This window comes from Microbacterium sp. NPDC057741 (assembly GCF_042798735.1).
Lineage (GTDB): Bacteria > Actinomycetota > Actinomycetes > Actinomycetales > Microbacteriaceae > Microbacterium.
Genome location: NZ_JBHVJW010000002.1, coordinates 656,253 through 671,427 on the forward strand (window position 1 = coordinate 656,253; position 15,175 = coordinate 671,427).

Genomic DNA, 15,175 nt, shown 5'->3' on the forward strand with positions numbered 1-15,175 from the left:
CCCGCCGAGGCTCAGAGCTTGGCGAGTCGCATCGCGCGGCGGCTGCCGCGCAGCATCCGCACCAGGTAGTGCCCGAGGATCGATCCGGATGCCAGCGCGGCGGCGATCGCACCCGCGAGGAAGGTGTCGTACAGGCCGTTCAGCGACGAGGACGCAAGCTGCATGAGGCCGTTGAACAGCGTCAGTCCGGGCAGCATCGGGATCAGGGCGGCGACGAGCAGCGGCAGGGCGGGAGTGCGCGTGCCGCGGCTGAGCAGGGAGGAGAACGCGCCGACGACGATGGCCGCGACGGCAGCGGTCCACAGGTCGCTCAGTTCGATGCGGGTGCACAGCTGGGCTGCGGCCTCGCCGATCAGGGCCAGCAGCGCGACGCCCCAGTACGCCCGCCACGGCATCTCCGTGCCGAGCGCGAAGCCGAGCGCCATCACCACGGCCGCCGCAGCTGCGACGGCCGGAAGCTGCTCCGGGCGCGCCTCGGTGACGGTGACGACGACCGGTGCGCCGATGCGCTGCAGCAGCAGAGACGAGCTGATCACCCCTGCGGCGATGCCGGTCGTCGCGACGATCGCCTCCATCAGCCGGGACAGCCCGGTGATGTAGAACGCCGTGAGGATGTCCTGCACCCCGCCGAGCACGGTCACGCCGGCGAGCATCACGATCACGGTCGAGACGACCACGAGCGTTGCGGATGCTGCGGGGTCGACCAGTCGCACGAGCACGGCGGCGACGGGGCCGATCACCCCGCCGAGAAACGTCTGGAACAGCAGCGGCACCCCGCGTCGCCTCATACTGTCGAGGACTGCATCGATCATGAACGCCGCTATCAGCGCCACCGCGGCGACGAGCGGACCCCCGCCGAGCAGTACCGCGGCTCCGGCGCCGACCAGCGCCCAGCCGAGCCGGCGCACCAGCACGGGCGTGAGGGGTCGCGCGGAGCGGATGCGGGAGAGCGATCTCGTCGCCTCGTGCACCTCGATCCGCCCGGCGACGATCCGCTGATGCAGCGCGGCGACTGCCGTGAGCGTGCTGTAGTCCAGCCGGCGCGCCGGCAGGTTGTGCCTCCGCGAGATCGACTCATCGGTGCTCGTGTTGGTCCACGTCAGGGTGACGGAACCGGGGGCGATGTCGGCGTCGATGTGGCCCAGTCCGTAAGCCCTGGTCACCGCGATCATCGCCTCCGTCGTCTCCTGGGCGCCGGCTCCGGAGCGCCAGAACACCATCGCGAGGCGGATCGCGAGGTCGAGGATCGCGCGGATGCGGGCGGACGCGTCCAGGCTGTAGCGGGAAGGTGCCATCGGCCCTATTGTCACTCGATGCTCCACAGGCGCGCGATGCCATCCCGGACGCCTGGGATAATGGAGGGACCGCGATGAAGCGGCGGAGGGAGCATCCATGACCGAGTACGAGACGATCCTCGTGGACCAGCGAGGACGGGTGGGCTGGATCACCCTCAACAGGCCACAGGCCCTGAACGCGTTGAACAGCAAGGTGGCCGAGGAGGTCACGGCCGCGGCGGTGGCCTTCGACGCGGATGCCGGTATCGGCGCGATCGTCGTCACCGGATCGGAGAAGGCCTTCGCGGCCGGCGCCGACATCAAGGAGATGGAGGGCATGACCTCCGCCGACATGCTCGGCACCGACCACTTCGGCGCGTGGCGGGACTTCGCCGCCGTGCGCACCCCCGTCATCGCCGCGGTCTCGGGCTACGCGCTGGGTGGCGGGTGCGAGCTGGCGATGATGTGCGACATCATCCTCGCCGGCGACAACGCGGTGTTCGGTCAGCCCGAGATCAACCTCGGCGTCATCCCGGGCATGGGCGGCACGCAGCGTCTGATCCGTGCGGTCGGCTACTACAAGGCCGCCGAGCTGGTGCTCTCCGGGCGCCTGGTCAAGGCCGATGAGGCCGAGCGCATCGGACTGGTGTCGCGTGTCGTCCCGGCATCCGATCTGCTCGGGGAGGCGACGAAGCTCGCCGACACGATCGCGTCGAAGTCGCTGCCGTCGGTGCACGCCGCGAAGGCGATGCTGGACGCCGCGATGGAGACGCCGCTCGCCGAGGGACTCGAGGTCGAGCGCCAGCAGTTCGCCGCGCTGTTCGACACTGCCGATCAGAAGGAGGGCATGGCCGCCTTCCGCGAGAAGCGCGAGCCGGACTTCGTGCACCGATGAGCGAGAAGAACGAGGCCGCGCCGGATGACGGGGATCTGAAGCTCTCCGAGGAGGACCGGCGCGAGCTGGTCGCCTGGACGCTGGCGTGCGCCGAGCGGATGCTGCCGATGTTCCTGGCCGAGCATCCGGACGACGCACGTCCGCGCGCGGCTCTGGACGCCGCCTACGCGTTCCTGCGCGGCGACCTGGACATTGATGATGTGCGCAATTGGGCGTTCGCCTGCCATGCCGCTGCGCGTGAGGCGACGGATGCCGCGGCCGTGGCCGCCGCCCGCGTGTGCGGGCAGGCGGCGGGGGTGGCGCACATGGCGGCGCACGCCCGGCAGGTGCCTCGACACACCGCGAAGGCGTTCCCCGGCGATCGAGACCGCCGCGATGAGGAGCTCGCCTGGCAGCGCGCGCAGATCCCCGCACGGTTCGAGCATTACGTCTACGACGGGGACTGATCGCCGCGTCGACCCCGCGAGAAACCATCTTCTGCGCGAGAGATCATGCGCCACGTGGTTTCTCGCGCAGAGAGTGGTTTCTCACTGCGCGCGCAGCTCGTCCAGCGCCTTCTGCAGACGGCGCTCGCGCGTCGACTCCTGCTTCGCCTCGGCGATCGACCTGGCCATCTCCTTGCGCCGGGTGAACGACAGGTTCTCGAACTCGGCGCGGATCGCGGGGTCGGCGGCCAAGGCGTCGGCGAGCTCCTGGGGGATCTCGACCGTGCGCTCGGCGGTGTCCGGTGCGATGATCACGTCGAACTCGTCGCCGAGCTCGACGCCCAGATCGGCGCGAACGGCCTTGCTGAAGCCGATGAGGTTCTGGCCGCCCATGCGGGCCAGGCGCAGCCGGGCCGTGCGCTCGCCGATGGCGACGACGACCGGGAACGCCTTGGCGCTGCTCAGCGACGCGACCTGCTCATCGTCCAGCACGATGGCTCCTGCGGGCCCCATCGGCTCAAGCGTCGTGCGCAGTCTCAACTCGCTCATCCCGCCACACTAGGCGCGCATCGTCCCGCGAGAAAGGCCTCCCCCGCGAGAGAAACGTGCTCACGCGCCGTTTCTCACGCCGCACGGCGTTCTCGCGGACGGTGGCGGGTCAGGAGAAGTGCGCGGTGATCCCGTCGTTGCGCTCCGTGATCACGCGGATCAGGTGACTGCGCATGATCAGGGCATCGACGGCGCGGCCGAGGATCCAGAACGGGGAGCGGAACACGATCTCGTCGCGCATCAGCGTTCCGCCCGCCACGGGGAGGAACTCGTGCGTGTGCTGGAACTCGGCGAAGGGGCCGCGCACCTGCCGGTCGCGGAACCGGTGCGGCCGGTCGACGTCGTGCACGAGCGAGGTCATCCGGAAACGCACACCGAAGTGCCGGGCGCTCCACGTGATCCGGTCGCCCTCACCGAGCATCCCGGAGGTCGGTCCGCCGGCGACGCGCTCGCCGTGGGAGCTCTGCGAGCTCAGGTGCAGTCCGACGTCGAGCGACACGTCGAACACCTCTGCCGGAGTCGCGCGAACGATCCGTTCCAGCACGAACCGCGCCATCAGGCACCCGCAAGAAATGCGTGGCGGCGCGAGAAACGTCCGCTCGCACTGTTTCCCGGGCCGCGAGGCGTTTCTCGCGGGCAAGCGGAGAGGAGCGGGCGGATGCGCGGACGGGGTGACGACGCCATCAGAGCGGGTCGGGGACCGGGCGGGGGTCGGCGAAGTCGCCGGCGTTCTTGCGCAGCCGAGCGACGATCGAGACGAGGTCCGAGGCGTCCTCCGAGGTCAGGCCGGGGTGCGAGAAGACCTGGTCGTTCAGAGCCTCGGTCGCGCGGGCGACGAGGTCGCGCCCGGCATCCGTGAGGGAGAGCAGCGCGGCACGGCCGTCGTGCGGATGAGGCTCGCGCAGCGCCAGCCCGTCGCGGACCAGTCGCTCGGCCGTGCTGGACAGGCTGGTCGGATGCACCTGCAGACGGGCGACGATGCTCGAGAGCGGCATCGATCCGGTGCGGGTGAAGGCCAGCAGGCGCAGCACCTCGTAGCGTGCGAAGGTGAGCCGGAACGGCTTCAGCGTGGCATCCACCCTGGCGAGCAGCAGCTGCTGGGCGCGCATGACGGAGGTGACGACGGCCATGCCGTCGGCGGCCTCGGTCCAGCCGTGCGCGAGCCACTGTCTCCTCGCCTCGGCGAGGGGGTCGATCGGCAGGGGGCGGTTCGCCATGCATCTAAGTTACCGGTCACCCTCGATTGGAACTCAATTTCACGGTTGCTGGAATTCAATTTCAGGGCGCCGACCGCTAGGATCGTGTCAGGCGTGAGGAGGCTCGATGAAGATCTACGTCCTGGTGAAGGAAGTCCCCGACACCTACGGTGACCGCAAGCTGGACCTCGAGACGGGGCTGGCCGATCGGGCCGGTGACATGGTGCTCGACGAGATCACCGAGCGTGCGCTCGAGGTGGCCCTCGCGTACGCCGACAAGAATGCGGGCACCGAGGTGATCGCGCTGTCGATGTCGCCCGAGTCTGCCACGGCCTCCGTGCGCCGGGCGCTCGCGATCGGCGCGGCCTCCGCCGTCCACGTCGTCGACGAGGAGCTCCGCGGAGCCGACCTGACGCTCACCGCCGAGGCCCTCGCCGCCGCCATCCGGCGCGGCGAGCCCGACCTCGTCATCACCGGCAACCTGTCCACCGACGGCTCCGGCGGCGTGATCCCGGCGATGCTCGCCGAGCACCTCGGCTTCGCGCAGGCCACCGCGCTCAGCGCGGTCGAGATCGGCGCCGACCAGATCAGCGGCACGCGCGCAGCGGATGCCGGAAACCAGGAAGTCACGGCATCCCTTCCGGCGGTCATCTCGATCACCGAGGCGCTGCCGGATGCCCGGTTCCCCAACTTCAAGGGCATCATGGCCGCGAAGAAGAAGCCCCTCGAGGTGCTCTCGCTCCAGGACCTCGGCGTCTCCGCCGACCCGGCCGCGGCGCCCCGCGCGATCATGACCACAGTGGCCGAGAAGCCGCCGCGGGCGGCGGGCGTGAAGATCGTCGATGAGGGCGACGCCGGCACGCAGCTGGCAGAGTTCCTCGTGCAGAACAGGCTGGTGTGATCATGGCGTACCCCGCGAACCCGATCCTCGTGCTCGCCGACCTCGAGCCGTCCGGCGAGCTCGCCGGCAGCACCGCCGGACTCGTCGGCGCCGCCGCGCAGATCGGCGCACCGGTCGTGCTGGTCGTCGGCGGAACGCCGGCTGCGGCGGAGGCCGCGGCGACGGTCGGCGCGCAGGCCGTGCTCACCGCCGACGGCGACGCCGCCGCGCTGACCGTGCCGGTCGTCGACGCGCTGCAGGCCGCCTACGCGCAGGTGCAGCCTGACGCCGTCCTGATCTCGAACTCGATCGCAGGGCGCGACGTCGCCGGCCGATTCGCGGTGCGCGAGAAGCTCGCGCTCTCGGTCGACGCCGTCGCCGTCTCCCGCGACGACGAGGGCGTCGTGGCGCACCACTCCGTGTTCGGCGGATCGTTCCTCACCCAGTCGGCGCCGACGTTCGGTGCGCCAGTGATCACGGTGCGTCTCGGTGCCGTGGATGCTCGTGCCGAGGCCGCCTCCGCAGCCGCCGAGGCGCTCATGGTCACCGCATCCGGTGCCGTCGCGGCATCGGCCGGCGCTGTCGACGCCGTCGAACAGACTTCGTCCCGACCCGACCTGCGTGGCGCCGCGAAGGTGGTCTCGGGTGGGCGCGGGCTCGGCTCGAAGGAGCAGTTCGTGCTCGTCGAGCAGCTCGCCGACACCCTGGGCGCGGCGATCGGCGCGTCCCGCGCCGCGGTCGACGCCGGGTACATCCCCTACGCGCACCAGGTGGGTCAGACCGGCGTCTCGGTCTCACCGCAGCTCTACGTGGCCCTCGGCATCTCCGGCGCGATCCAGCACCGCGCCGGCATGCAGACCGCGAAGACGATCGTCGCGATCAACAAGGACGGCGATGCGCCCATCTTCGACATCGCCGACTTCGGCATCGTGGGTGACGTGTTCACGGTCGTCCCGCAGCTGATCGAGGCGCTCGAAGCGCGGAAGAGCTGACGCCATGTCGGAGCGGATGCTGCGACGCGGGCTCCCGCGGGTGAAGGGCGGCGAGGCCTGGCCTCCTGCCGCGACCGTCGAGCTCGCGGATGCCGTGGAGGCCACCGCCGTCCCGACCGCCGTGGCATCGGCTGTCGTCGCCGTTCAGACGGCCGACACGCCAGATGTCGGACCGATTCCGGCAGATGGTCCGACATCTGGCGTGTCGGCCCCCGAAGTGTCTGCCGCGGCCGCAGCCGGCGCGGCTACCGGCGTCGCCCTGCGTCGCGGTCTTCCGCGCCTTGCAGGCGGTGAGCCCTGGCCCCCGGCGACCGTCGCAGCCCGAGTTGCAGGGGCTGCCGCGCAGGCGTCGCACGATGAGACCCCCGCAGCTGCCGTGGCAGCGACACCCGCAGCGGCATCCTCTCCGGCGGCATCCGCTGCTCCCGCAGCATCCGCTCCCGCAGCATCCGCTCCCGCAGCATCCGCCTCCGCGGCATCCGCCGGCCCGGCCCTGCGCCGGGGCCTGCCGCGTGTCGCCGACGGCGACGCCTGGCCTCCGGCCGGGACGGTCGTTCCCGTCGCATCCGTGGCCCCCGCCGTCGAGATCCAGATCACAGACGACACCCCCGTCGCGCTCGTGCCCGCGGCATCCGTCGTCGACGTCTCCACCCCGCTGCCGTTCACGCGAACGGTCTGGGCGGGCAAGGCCCCGCGCCAGGTGCCCGAGGCCGCACGTTCGACAAGCTCAGGGACCGCCCGTCGCCCGACCTGGACACAGGCGATCGCCGGACTGTTCGCCGCCGCCGGACTCGGACTGGTCGCGATCTCGGGCATCTTCCTGGTCCGTGCGTTCCTGAGCCTGCCGTTCATGCAGGACTTCCTGACGACCTACCCGGGGCACTACGAGACCACCGCGGCTCCGGGCATCCCGGGCTGGGTGGGCTGGCAGCACTTCTTCAACATGTTCCTGATGCTGCTGATCATCCGGTCGGGGCTGCGGGTGCGCACCGAGAAGCGGCCCACCGTGTTCTGGGCGCCGCGCGGCAACGCCAAGGGCAAGATCAGCCTGACGCTGTGGTTCCACCAGTCGCTCGACATCCTGTGGCTGGTCAACGGCGTGATCTTCGTGGTGCTGCTGTTCGCCAGCGGGCACTGGTTGCGGATCGTGCCGACCAGCTGGGAGGTGTTCCCGAACGCGCTCTCGGCACTGCTGCAGTACGTGTCCTTCGACTGGCCGACCGAGAACGGCTGGAACAACTACAACAGCCTGCAGTTGCTGGCCTACTTCACCACGGTCTTCATCGCCGCGCCGCTGGCCGCGATCACCGGGTTCCGGATGTCGGGGCTGTGGCCCAAGAAGGCAGAGGGCCTGTCTAAGGCCTACCCGGTCGAGTGGGCGCGCGCGCTGCACTTCCCGATCATGCTGTACTTCGTGGCGTTCATCGTGGTGCACGTCGCCCTGGTGTTCCTCACGGGCATGCTGGCCAACCTGAACCACATGTTCGCGTCGACAGACGTCGTCTCGTGGGTCGGCTTCTGGGTGTTCGTCGGTGCCGTGGTCGTGATGGCGATCGGCTGGATCGCCGCCCGCCCGCTGGTGCTCGCGCCGATCGCCAAGGTGTTCGGAAACGTCTCCGGGCGCTGAACCGAGAACGACGAAGCCCCCTCCGGACGGAGGGGGCTTCGTCGTGAGAGACGCGGTCAGCGCACGAAGCGCACCTCGGTGAGCGTCTCGCCGAGGAACGGCTCGGTGTGGCTGGCGCCGTCGAGCGTGAAGCCGTTGCGCACGTAGAAGCGATGCGCGCGGGGGTTGTCGTCGGCGACCCAGAGGTAAAGCTCCTCACCCTGGTCGACGGCGGCGTCGAACAGGCGCTGGCCGAGGCCGGTGCTGTGCCACTTGTCGAGCAGGTAGATGAAGTAGAGCTCGCGGTTGCGCGGGGCATCCTTGTCGCGAGCGGGGCCGGAGCCGACGAAGCCGACGATCTCGCCGTCGACGAGCGCGGCGCTCATCCGGAAGTCGTCGCCCTGGCGGGCCCAGTTGACCCAGAGCTCGGCGAGGCGCTTGGGCGACACCTTCTCGAGGGCGGCCTTGCTGATGAGGTGGTCGTAGGTCTCGTGCCAGGTCTGTGCGTGGACGCGGCCGAGTGCTTCCGCATCCGCATCGCGGACCGGACGGACGATGATCTCGGGCTGGGCTTCGGCGCTCATGCCCGTGACTCTACGCGCGGTGGCCGTGGAGGTGAAATCGACAGGGACACACGGGGTGACCATGTCCTACTTCTACAACCACTTTGCGGCATCCGTTGCCGATAGCTACTGTCAGACCTCGTGAACGTGATCTGGCGCACCCTCCTCGTCATCCAGCAGGCCCGACGTCGCGTACGCCGCGGGGCGGCCCTCGAGCCCGCCGAGGTCAGCAGCATCCGTCTCACGACGCTGCCCACCGACATCGACATCCTGCGGCACATGAACAACGGCAGGTATCTGTCGCTGTTCGACCTGGGGCGATGGGACCTGCTGATCCGCACGGGACTGTTCGACGAGATGAAGCGCCGCGGCTGGTACGCGGTCGTGTCCAGCGAGACCGTCACCTTCCGCAAGTCCCTCGAACTGTGGCAGCGCTTCGACGTCGAGTCCCGCATGGTCGGCCATGACGACAAGGCCATCTTCCTCGAGCACCGCGCCGTCGTGGACGGCGAGATCTACGCCCGCGTGATCGTCCGGGCCCGGATGCTGCGCCGCAGCGGCGGCACGGTGCAGCACGACGAGCTGTTCGCAGCCGTCGGCCACCCCGAGGGCGTGCCCGGTGTCGACGCGTGGATCCACGACTGGGCCGGCGCCTCCGCACTGCCTCCCACCAAGGCCGAGGCTCCGAGCATCTGGCGCTGACCGTTTGCAGATTGCGTAACTTTCTCGGTTCTTTCCTCGTCATGGGTGGCGGATTGCTCGCTGAACGTCAAGTCCGTCAGTAATCTGAGCACACCCCCGACACCGCCATCGGCGGCGGTTCCCCGATGCTGCGTGCTGCGTGCAGCCGGGGGTGACGGAAGGAATGATGTGACACAAGAACGTGTGACACAACTCGGAATCGTGCGCGAGGCCGGTGGAGAGGCGCGCGTCGCCGCGACGCCCGCCACGGTGCGCACCCTGCAGGACCTCGGCTATCGGGTCGTCGTCGAGAAGGATGCCGGCGGCTCCGCCTCATATCCGGATGACGCGTACACCGAGGCCGGCGCGACCATCGTCGATCGCGAGGCGGCCTGGGGGAGTGCGGTGGTGCTCGGCATCAACGCCCCCGGACCCGACGAGATCGCCCTGCTGGCAGACGGAGCGACCGTGGTCGCACTGCTCTCGCCGGCGCTGCGCCCCGACCTCGTCGAGGCGCTCGCGCAGCGCGGAATCACCGCGGTCGCGCTCGACGCGGTTCCCCGCATCTCGCGTGCCCAGTCGATGGATGTGCTGAGCTCCATGGCGAACATCGCCGGTTACCGCGCAGTGGTCGAGGCCGCCAACGAGTTCGGCCGCTTCTTCACCGGGCAGGTCACCGCCGCAGGCAAGGTGCCGCCGGCCAAGGTGCTCGTCGCCGGTGCTGGTGTGGCCGGACTCGCGGCGATCGGAGCGGCATCCAGCCTCGGCGCGATTGTCCGCGCGACCGACCCGCGGCCCGAGGTGGCCGACCAGGTCACCTCGATCGGCGGAACCTACCTACCCGTCGACGTCGAGGTCGCGGCATCCACCGACGGCTACGCCAAGGCGACCAGCGCCGACTACGACCGCCGAGCGGCGGAGATCTACACCGAGCAGGCGGCCGACGTCGACATCATCGTCACCACCGCGCTGATCCCGGGGCGCGCGGCACCCCGGCTGATCACAGCGGCGGATGTCGCGCTGATGAAGCCGGGCAGCGTGATCGTCGACATGGCGGCAGCCCAGGGCGGCAACGTGGAGGGCTCGGTCGCCGGAGAGCGGATCGTCACTCCCAACGGTGTGATCATCCTCGGCTACACGGACCTGGCCTCGCGGCTTGCCGCGCAGGCATCCCAGCTCTACGGCACGAACGTCGCCAACCTCGTCGCGCTGCTCACGCCGGGCAAGGACGGCACGCTCGCGATCGACTTCGACGACGTCGTGCAGCGCTCGGTCACCGTCGTGCGCGACGGCGAGGTCACCTGGCCGCCGCCCGCGGTGCAGGTCGCCGCTGCGCCCGCCACCCTTCGGCAGGCTCAGGGACCGGGCACAGGGAAGGATGCCGCACCCGGCGCATCGGTGGAGAAGAAGCCGATGAGCGCCGGCCGCAAGGCCCTGCTGATCGGCGTCGGCATCGTCGCGCTGTTCGTGGTGAACCTGTTCGCCCCGCCGCCGCTGCCGCAGCACTTCACCGTGCTGATGCTCGCCGTCGTGATCGGGTTCTACGTGATCGGGAAGGTGCACCACGCCCTGCACACGCCGCTGATGTCGGTGACCAACGCCATCTCGGGCGTGATCGTCGTCGGCGCCATGCTGCAGGTGACCACTCCTAACCCGGTCGTGCAGGTGCTCGCCGCGATCGCCATCCTGCTCGCCAGCATCAACATCTTCGGAGGGTTCGCGGTGACCCGCCGAATGCTCGCCATGTTCACGAAGGGAGCCGACAAGTGACCGTCGACGCCCTCGCCGGCGCGGCCTACATCGTCGCCGCGCTGCTGTTCATCCTGAGCCTCGCAGGGCTCAGTCGCCACGAGTCCGCCCGTTCCGGCGTGATCTACGGCATCGCGGGCATGGTCATCGCGCTGCTCGCGACCCTCGCCCTGACCGTCGCAGACGCCTGGGGCGGATCCGGCTCCACCATCGGGCTGGTCCTGCTCGTGGTCGCGGTCATCGTCGGCGGGGCGATCGGCCTGTGGCGCGCCCGCGTCGTCCAGATGACGGGGATGCCGGAGCTCATCGCCCTGCTGCACAGCTTCGTCGGCCTCGCCGCGGTGCTCGTCGGCTGGAACGGCTACCTCGCGCACGAGGCGATCGCTCCCGAGCTGGTCGGCATCCACAACGCCGAGGTGTTCATCGGCATCTTCATCGGCGGCGTGACCTTCACCGGGTCGATCGTCGCGTACCTGAAGCTGTCGGCGAAGATGTCGTCGAAGCCGCTGATGCTGCCGGGCAAGAACGTCCTGAACATCGGCGCGCTGGTCGTGTTCCTCGCGCTGACCGTCTGGTTCGTCGCCGACCAGCAGCTCTGGCTGCTGTTCGCGGTGACCGCGCTGTCGTTCGCGCTCGGCTGGCACCTGGTGGCGTCGATCGGCGGCGGCGACATGCCCGTGGTCGTCTCGATGCTGAACAGCTACTCGGGCTGGGCGGCGGCCGCGGCGGGCTTCCTGTTGAACAACGACCTGCTGATCGTCACCGGTGCGCTGGTCGGGTCCTCGGGTGCCTACCTGTCGTACATCATGTGCAAGGCGATGAACCGGTCGTTCCTGTCGGTGATCGCAGGAGGGTTCGGCATCGTGGCATCCAGCTCGGGAGACGAGGACTACGGCGAGCACCGCGAGATCAGCGCAGATGCCGCGGCAGGCATGCTGTCCGGCGCGCAGAGCGTGATCATCACCCCCGGTTACGGCATGGCCGTCGCGAAGGCGCAGTACCCGGTCGCCGACCTGGTCGCGAAGCTGCGCGAGCGCGGCGTGGACGTGCGATTCGGCATCCACCCGGTCGCCGGCCGCCTGCCCGGCCACATGAACGTGCTGCTGGCGGAGGCGAAGGTGCCATACGACATCGTGCTGAGCATGGAGGAGATCAACGACGACTTCGCGAAGACGTCGGTGGTGCTCGTGATCGGCGCGAACGACACCGTGAACCCCGCCGCCGCGGAGGACCCGGGCAGCCCGATCGCGGGCATGCCGGTGCTGCGGGTGTGGGAGGCCGAGAACGTGATCGTGTTCAAGCGCTCGATGGCCGCCGGCTACGCGGGCGTGCAGAACCCGCTGTTCTTCCGCGACAACGCGCAGATGCTCTTCGGCGACGCCAAGGAGCGGGTGGAGGACATCATCCGGGCGCTGTAAGCCTGGGCGAGACCTCGAGAGCCGCGCGAGACCCACGTCCAGGACGTGGGTCTCGCGCGCATCTGGGGAGGTCGTGCGGATCTCAATGGGACAGTTGGAAGAGCAGCAGCGCCACAGCGCCCACCAGCCAGTAGCCGCCGAGGAGCGCGGGGAGGGCGCTGAGCGCCAGCCCGACCACGCCCATCCAACTCGGCTGCGCGCGCCGCACCGCCGCGATCTCGACGGTCAGGCAGAGCGCGACGATGAGGGCGAGCACGGGACCGGCGACCACGATCGGCCCGAAGACGGCCTCACCCGGAAACGTGTTCAGCCAGAGGATCGTCCCGATCGCGGTCAGCACCGAGATCACCCCTGCGGCGAGCGCCGCGATCGCCAGGCCGGATATGCCGTGTGCCCCAGTGCGTGACATGGCGGCATCGTAGTCCTCGGTTCCGCCTTGTGACAGGGCCGCTGCGGTCGCTGCCGTTGCCGCGCGCATCCAGGTCGCACTTCGTCCCGTTCCGGACACGGAGCACCGCTCGCGTCGCGATTGGTCTCGTTCTGCGCGCTTGTTTCAGGGGCGGACTGCTGTCTGGATGCCGGAGAGCGGGGTGTTCCGGGGCGGACTGCGACCGGAAGGGGCGAAGAGGGAGGGAGCCGCCGGGCGGCTCAGGCTCCGGGGCGGACGTACCGGTGCTCGGGGCGGCCTGTCGAGCCGTAGCGCAGGCGCACCTCGATGAGCCCCCGGGTAGCGAGGGCCGCGAGATGACGCTGCGCGGTGGCGCGCGAGACACCGGCGCGTTCGGCGATCTCGGCGGCGGACGCCTCGTCCCCGCCGAGATGCCCGAGGATCAGCGTCTCGGTGGCAGAGCGCCCGGTGGACACGGGCTCGCCGCCGCCGTGCAGGATGGCGAGCGCGCGATCGATCTGCTCCTGGTTCGTGCCGCGGTTCTCGGGGAGCAGGTTGCGGAACCGCGCATAGGCGTCGAGTCGTGTCTCGAGCACCTGCGACTCGAAGGGCTTCGTCAGCACCGACAGCGCTCCGGCGCGCAGCGCACGGCGCACCGTGCTGCCGTCGGCCGCCGCCGAGATCAGGATGGCGTCGATCGGATGCGAGGCGATGAACCGCACGCCGTCGCCGTCCGGCAGATAGGCGTCGACGAGCATCAGGTCGGGGGAGTGCTCCTGCACCGCGCGGAGCGCGGCGGCCAGCGTCGGGGCGGTGCCGACGGCCCGGAAGCCGGGGCGCGCGTCGACGATGTCACGGTGCAGGCCGGCGACGCGGAAGTCGTCGTCGACGATCAGGACGCGGAGCGGCTCGGTCATGCTTCGCCCTCTCGGTGGGAATCCAGAGCATCGGGGATGCGCGCGCCGAACACCGCGCCGCCGTCGGGCCCGCCGCGGTCGATGACCCACACGTCGCCACCGCGCCGTCTGCTCAGATCGCGGGCCAGGGCGAGCCCGAAGCCGCGCCCGTGCACGGCATCCGGATCGAGCCCGGGGCGCTCGCCGCGGCTGAACGGATCGACGCCCTCGTCGATCCCGGCGCCGGAGTCGGACACGGTCATGACCAGTTCCGCGCCGTCGCCGAAGAGGCCGACCTCGACCCACGTCTGCGGTGCCGAGCGGGCCGCCTGCACCGCGTTGTCGACGAGGTTCCCCAGCACAGCGGCGACGTCCTCGACGGCGAGCACGCCACCGGTGACGAGGGTGTCCTCCGAGACGCGCAGCTGCACGCCGCGCTCGCGCGCGGCATCCGCCTTGGCCCCGAGAACCGACTGCAGGAAGGCATCCGGCACCCGCTCGATGCCCGGCACCGCGGGGTCGACGGCCCCGCGGGAGAGCAGGTCCCCGAGGAAAGCCCGCGCATCGGGGGCGCGCTGAGCGTCGAGCAGCCCTGCGGCGACATGCATCCGGTTGGCGAACTCGTGCCGCTGCACCCGCAGCGCCTCGGTCATGGCCTGCACGGAGGCGAGCCGTGCGGCGAGCGCCTCCACGTCGGTGCGGTCGCGCAGCACGATCACCTCGCCGAGATCACGGCCATTGCGCACGACGGGACGCACGTCCAGATAGGCGACCCGTCCGCCGATCACCGTCTCGACGCCGTCGGGACCCCGCGCCGCATCCAGCAGCTCGGTGTCCAGCCCCAGGGCCGTGAGCGGACGACCGACGGCGTCGGCGCCCAGCATGCGCTCTGCCGCCCGGTTGCACACGCGGACCGTGCCCTTCGGGTCGACCGCGACCACCCCGTCGCCCACGCCGTCGAGCACCGCAGCCTGGTTCTGCACGAGGGCGACCAGCTCCTCCGGCTGCAGGTCGAGAGTCAGTCGCGTGAACCGGCGCCGCACCAGTGCCGACGCGATCGCCGCCAGCAGCAGCGCCGCCACGGCGGCGACCGCGATGCCGCCGAGCAGCAGCGGCAGATTGCTGAACACGCTCGCCCGCTCGAAGCCGACGCTGACCTCTCCGATCGGCTCGCCGCCGCCGACCGGGAGCACAGGGACCTTGGCGCGAGCGGACTCGCCGAGCGTGCCGGTCTCCCAGGCGACCACCTCATGGCCGGCCAGGGCCTGCTGGTAGCCGGTGCTCACCCGTTCGCCGAGCTGCTCGGGGCGGGGATGCGCGAGGCGGATGCCGTGGTCGTCGGTGACCACGACGAAGAGGGCGCCGGTGCGGGCCGTGACGTCCTGTGCAATGCGCTGCAGATCGTCGTCCTTCAGGTCGGCGGCGCTCGGTGTGCCGGGGTCCGCGGAGTAGAACGCGACGCGGCGCTGCACGTCGGGGTCCTCGGCGAGCGTGCGCGCGATGTTGAGGGCGGACTGCTCCGCCGAGATGCGCAGCTGCTGCACCGAGATCCAGCCGAACACCGCCGAGCAGACAGCGACGACGGCGACCACGGTGACGAGCTGCGTGATCAGCATCCGGGTCGCGAAGCGCATCCGCGCACCTCCTGTCGAACATGCTGAGT

At 70.3% G+C, this 15,175-nt stretch carries 16 protein-coding genes; 8 read left to right on the forward strand and 8 right to left on the reverse strand.

The genetic code is table 11. The features are described from left to right. Positions 1–11: 11 nt before the first annotated feature. Complete coding sequence (locus tag ACFVDO_RS10060) at positions 12–1,295, reverse strand: threonine/serine exporter ThrE family protein (RefSeq protein ID WP_378858899.1); 1,284 nt, start codon at positions 1,293–1,295, stop codon at positions 12–14. A 97-nt stretch (positions 1,296–1,392) separates the two neighbouring features. On the opposite strand from ACFVDO_RS10060, the gene ACFVDO_RS10065 reads away from it, so the two are divergent. Both ACFVDO_RS10065 and ACFVDO_RS10070 read left to right on the forward strand, forming a co-directional pair. Beyond that, the gene (locus ACFVDO_RS10065) at positions 1,393–2,169 is read left to right on the forward strand and encodes an enoyl-CoA hydratase-related protein (protein ID WP_378858900.1); all 777 of its coding nucleotides are present in this window, start codon (positions 1,393–1,395) and stop codon (positions 2,167–2,169) included. Further along, the gene (locus tag ACFVDO_RS10070) at positions 2,166–2,615 is read left to right on the forward strand and encodes a putative immunity protein (RefSeq protein WP_378858901.1); all 450 of its coding nucleotides are present in this window, start codon (positions 2,166–2,168) and stop codon (positions 2,613–2,615) included. Before ACFVDO_RS10065 ends, ACFVDO_RS10070 begins: the two co-directional genes overlap by 4 nt. An 81-nt stretch (positions 2,616–2,696) precedes the next feature. On the opposite strand, the gene ACFVDO_RS10075 is transcribed toward ACFVDO_RS10070, so the two are convergent. The 3 genes from ACFVDO_RS10075 to ACFVDO_RS10085 all read right to left on the reverse strand — a co-directional run bounded on the left by ACFVDO_RS10075 (position 2,697) and on the right by ACFVDO_RS10085 (position 4,360). Next, positions 2,697–3,143 (reverse strand): YdeI/OmpD-associated family protein, encoded by a 447-nt coding sequence (locus ACFVDO_RS10075; RefSeq protein ID WP_378858902.1) that lies wholly within the window; start codon positions 3,141–3,143, stop codon positions 2,697–2,699. 109 nt (positions 3,144–3,252) lie between these two features. Continuing rightward, the gene (locus ACFVDO_RS10080; RefSeq protein ID WP_378858903.1) at positions 3,253–3,699 is read right to left on the reverse strand and encodes an SRPBCC family protein; all 447 of its coding nucleotides are present in this window, start codon (positions 3,697–3,699) and stop codon (positions 3,253–3,255) included. Positions 3,700–3,826: 127 nt separating this feature from the next. Then, positions 3,827–4,360, reverse strand: coding sequence for a MarR family winged helix-turn-helix transcriptional regulator (locus tag ACFVDO_RS10085; RefSeq protein ID WP_378858904.1), 534 nt, complete (start codon positions 4,358–4,360; stop codon positions 3,827–3,829). 106 nt (positions 4,361–4,466) lie between these two features. Here ACFVDO_RS10085 and ACFVDO_RS10090 point away from each other — a divergent pair, with 106 nt between their 5' ends. Genes ACFVDO_RS10090 through ACFVDO_RS10100 form a run of 3 tightly spaced genes read left to right on the forward strand, consistent with a single transcriptional unit; the run spans position 4,467 to position 7,838 of the window. Then, complete coding sequence (locus ACFVDO_RS10090; RefSeq protein ID WP_378858905.1) at positions 4,467–5,240, forward strand: electron transfer flavoprotein subunit beta/FixA family protein; 774 nt, start codon at positions 4,467–4,469, stop codon at positions 5,238–5,240. 2 nt (positions 5,241–5,242) lie between these two features. Beyond that, positions 5,243–6,211 (forward strand): electron transfer flavoprotein subunit alpha/FixB family protein, encoded by a 969-nt coding sequence (locus tag ACFVDO_RS10095; RefSeq protein ID WP_378858906.1) that lies wholly within the window; start codon positions 5,243–5,245, stop codon positions 6,209–6,211. A 4-nt stretch (positions 6,212–6,215) separates the two neighbouring features. Beyond that, entirely contained in the window at positions 6,216–7,838 is a 1,623-nt protein-coding gene (locus tag ACFVDO_RS10100; RefSeq protein WP_378858907.1) for a cytochrome b/b6 domain-containing protein, read from the forward strand. 56 nt (positions 7,839–7,894) lie between these two features. Here ACFVDO_RS10100 and ACFVDO_RS10105 read toward each other — a convergent pair whose 3' ends face one another. Then, positions 7,895–8,401, reverse strand: coding sequence for a GNAT family N-acetyltransferase (locus ACFVDO_RS10105; RefSeq protein ID WP_378860131.1), 507 nt, complete (start codon positions 8,399–8,401; stop codon positions 7,895–7,897). Between the two features lie 120 nt (positions 8,402–8,521). Between ACFVDO_RS10105 and ACFVDO_RS10110 the strand changes: the two genes are divergently transcribed. The 3 genes from ACFVDO_RS10110 (at position 8,522) to pntB (ending at position 12,228) form a co-directional block, all read left to right on the forward strand. Beyond that, positions 8,522–9,082, forward strand: coding sequence for an acyl-CoA thioesterase (locus ACFVDO_RS10110; RefSeq protein ID WP_378860130.1), 561 nt, complete (start codon positions 8,522–8,524; stop codon positions 9,080–9,082). Between the two features lie 183 nt (positions 9,083–9,265). Beyond that, positions 9,266–10,831 carry a Re/Si-specific NAD(P)(+) transhydrogenase subunit alpha gene (locus tag ACFVDO_RS10115; RefSeq protein ID WP_378860129.1) on the forward strand — a complete coding sequence of 522 codons (1,566 nt, stop codon included), beginning with the start codon at positions 9,266–9,268 and terminating at the stop codon, positions 10,829–10,831. Further along, complete coding sequence (gene pntB / locus ACFVDO_RS10120) at positions 10,828–12,228, forward strand: Re/Si-specific NAD(P)(+) transhydrogenase subunit beta (RefSeq protein WP_378860128.1); 1,401 nt, start codon at positions 10,828–10,830, stop codon at positions 12,226–12,228. Before ACFVDO_RS10115 ends, pntB begins: the two co-directional genes overlap by 4 nt. An 82-nt stretch (positions 12,229–12,310) precedes the next feature. Here pntB and ACFVDO_RS10125 read toward each other — a convergent pair whose 3' ends face one another. From ACFVDO_RS10125 to ACFVDO_RS10135, 3 genes are all read right to left on the reverse strand, one after another. Beyond that, complete coding sequence (locus tag ACFVDO_RS10125; RefSeq protein WP_378856122.1) at positions 12,311–12,637, reverse strand: hypothetical protein; 327 nt, start codon at positions 12,635–12,637, stop codon at positions 12,311–12,313. 239 nt (positions 12,638–12,876) lie between these two features. Beyond that, positions 12,877–13,533, reverse strand: coding sequence for a response regulator (locus ACFVDO_RS10130; protein ID WP_378856120.1), 657 nt, complete (start codon positions 13,531–13,533; stop codon positions 12,877–12,879). After that, complete coding sequence (locus ACFVDO_RS10135; protein WP_378856118.1) at positions 13,530–15,146, reverse strand: ATP-binding protein; 1,617 nt, start codon at positions 15,144–15,146, stop codon at positions 13,530–13,532. Before ACFVDO_RS10135 ends, ACFVDO_RS10130 begins: the two co-directional genes overlap by 4 nt. Positions 15,147–15,175: the final 29 nt, after the last annotated feature.

Excerpts from the sequence above, each read along its gene's own strand:
- ACFVDO_RS10080 (WP_378858903.1), bottom strand. The coding sequence starts at position 3,699 with ATGGCGCGGTTCGTGCTGGAACGGATCGTTCGCGCGACTCCGGCAGAG.
- ACFVDO_RS10075 (WP_378858902.1), bottom strand. The coding sequence starts at position 3,143 with ATGAGCGAGTTGAGACTGCGCACGACGCTTGAGCCGATGGGGCCCGCA.
- ACFVDO_RS10105 (WP_378860131.1), bottom strand. The coding sequence starts at position 8,401 with ATGAGCGCCGAAGCCCAGCCCGAGATCATCGTCCGTCCGGTCCGCGAT.
- ACFVDO_RS10085 (WP_378858904.1), bottom strand. The coding sequence starts at position 4,360 with ATGGCGAACCGCCCCCTGCCGATCGACCCCCTCGCCGAGGCGAGGAGA.
- ACFVDO_RS10130 (WP_378856120.1), bottom strand. The coding sequence starts at position 13,533 with ATGACCGAGCCGCTCCGCGTCCTGATCGTCGACGACGACTTCCGCGTC.
- ACFVDO_RS10125 (WP_378856122.1), bottom strand. The coding sequence starts at position 12,637 with ATGTCACGCACTGGGGCACACGGCATATCCGGCCTGGCGATCGCGGCG.
- ACFVDO_RS10135 (WP_378856118.1), bottom strand. The coding sequence starts at position 15,146 with ATGCGCTTCGCGACCCGGATGCTGATCACGCAGCTCGTCACCGTGGTC.
- ACFVDO_RS10090 (WP_378858905.1), top strand. The coding sequence starts at position 4,467 with ATGAAGATCTACGTCCTGGTGAAGGAAGTCCCCGACACCTACGGTGAC.
- ACFVDO_RS10065 (WP_378858900.1), top strand. The coding sequence starts at position 1,393 with ATGACCGAGTACGAGACGATCCTCGTGGACCAGCGAGGACGGGTGGGC.
- ACFVDO_RS10095 (WP_378858906.1), top strand. The coding sequence starts at position 5,243 with ATGGCGTACCCCGCGAACCCGATCCTCGTGCTCGCCGACCTCGAGCCG.
- ACFVDO_RS10070 (WP_378858901.1), top strand. The coding sequence starts at position 2,166 with ATGAGCGAGAAGAACGAGGCCGCGCCGGATGACGGGGATCTGAAGCTC.
- ACFVDO_RS10100 (WP_378858907.1), top strand. The coding sequence starts at position 6,216 with ATGTCGGAGCGGATGCTGCGACGCGGGCTCCCGCGGGTGAAGGGCGGC.
- ACFVDO_RS10060 (WP_378858899.1), bottom strand. The coding sequence starts at position 1,295 with ATGGCACCTTCCCGCTACAGCCTGGACGCGTCCGCCCGCATCCGCGCG.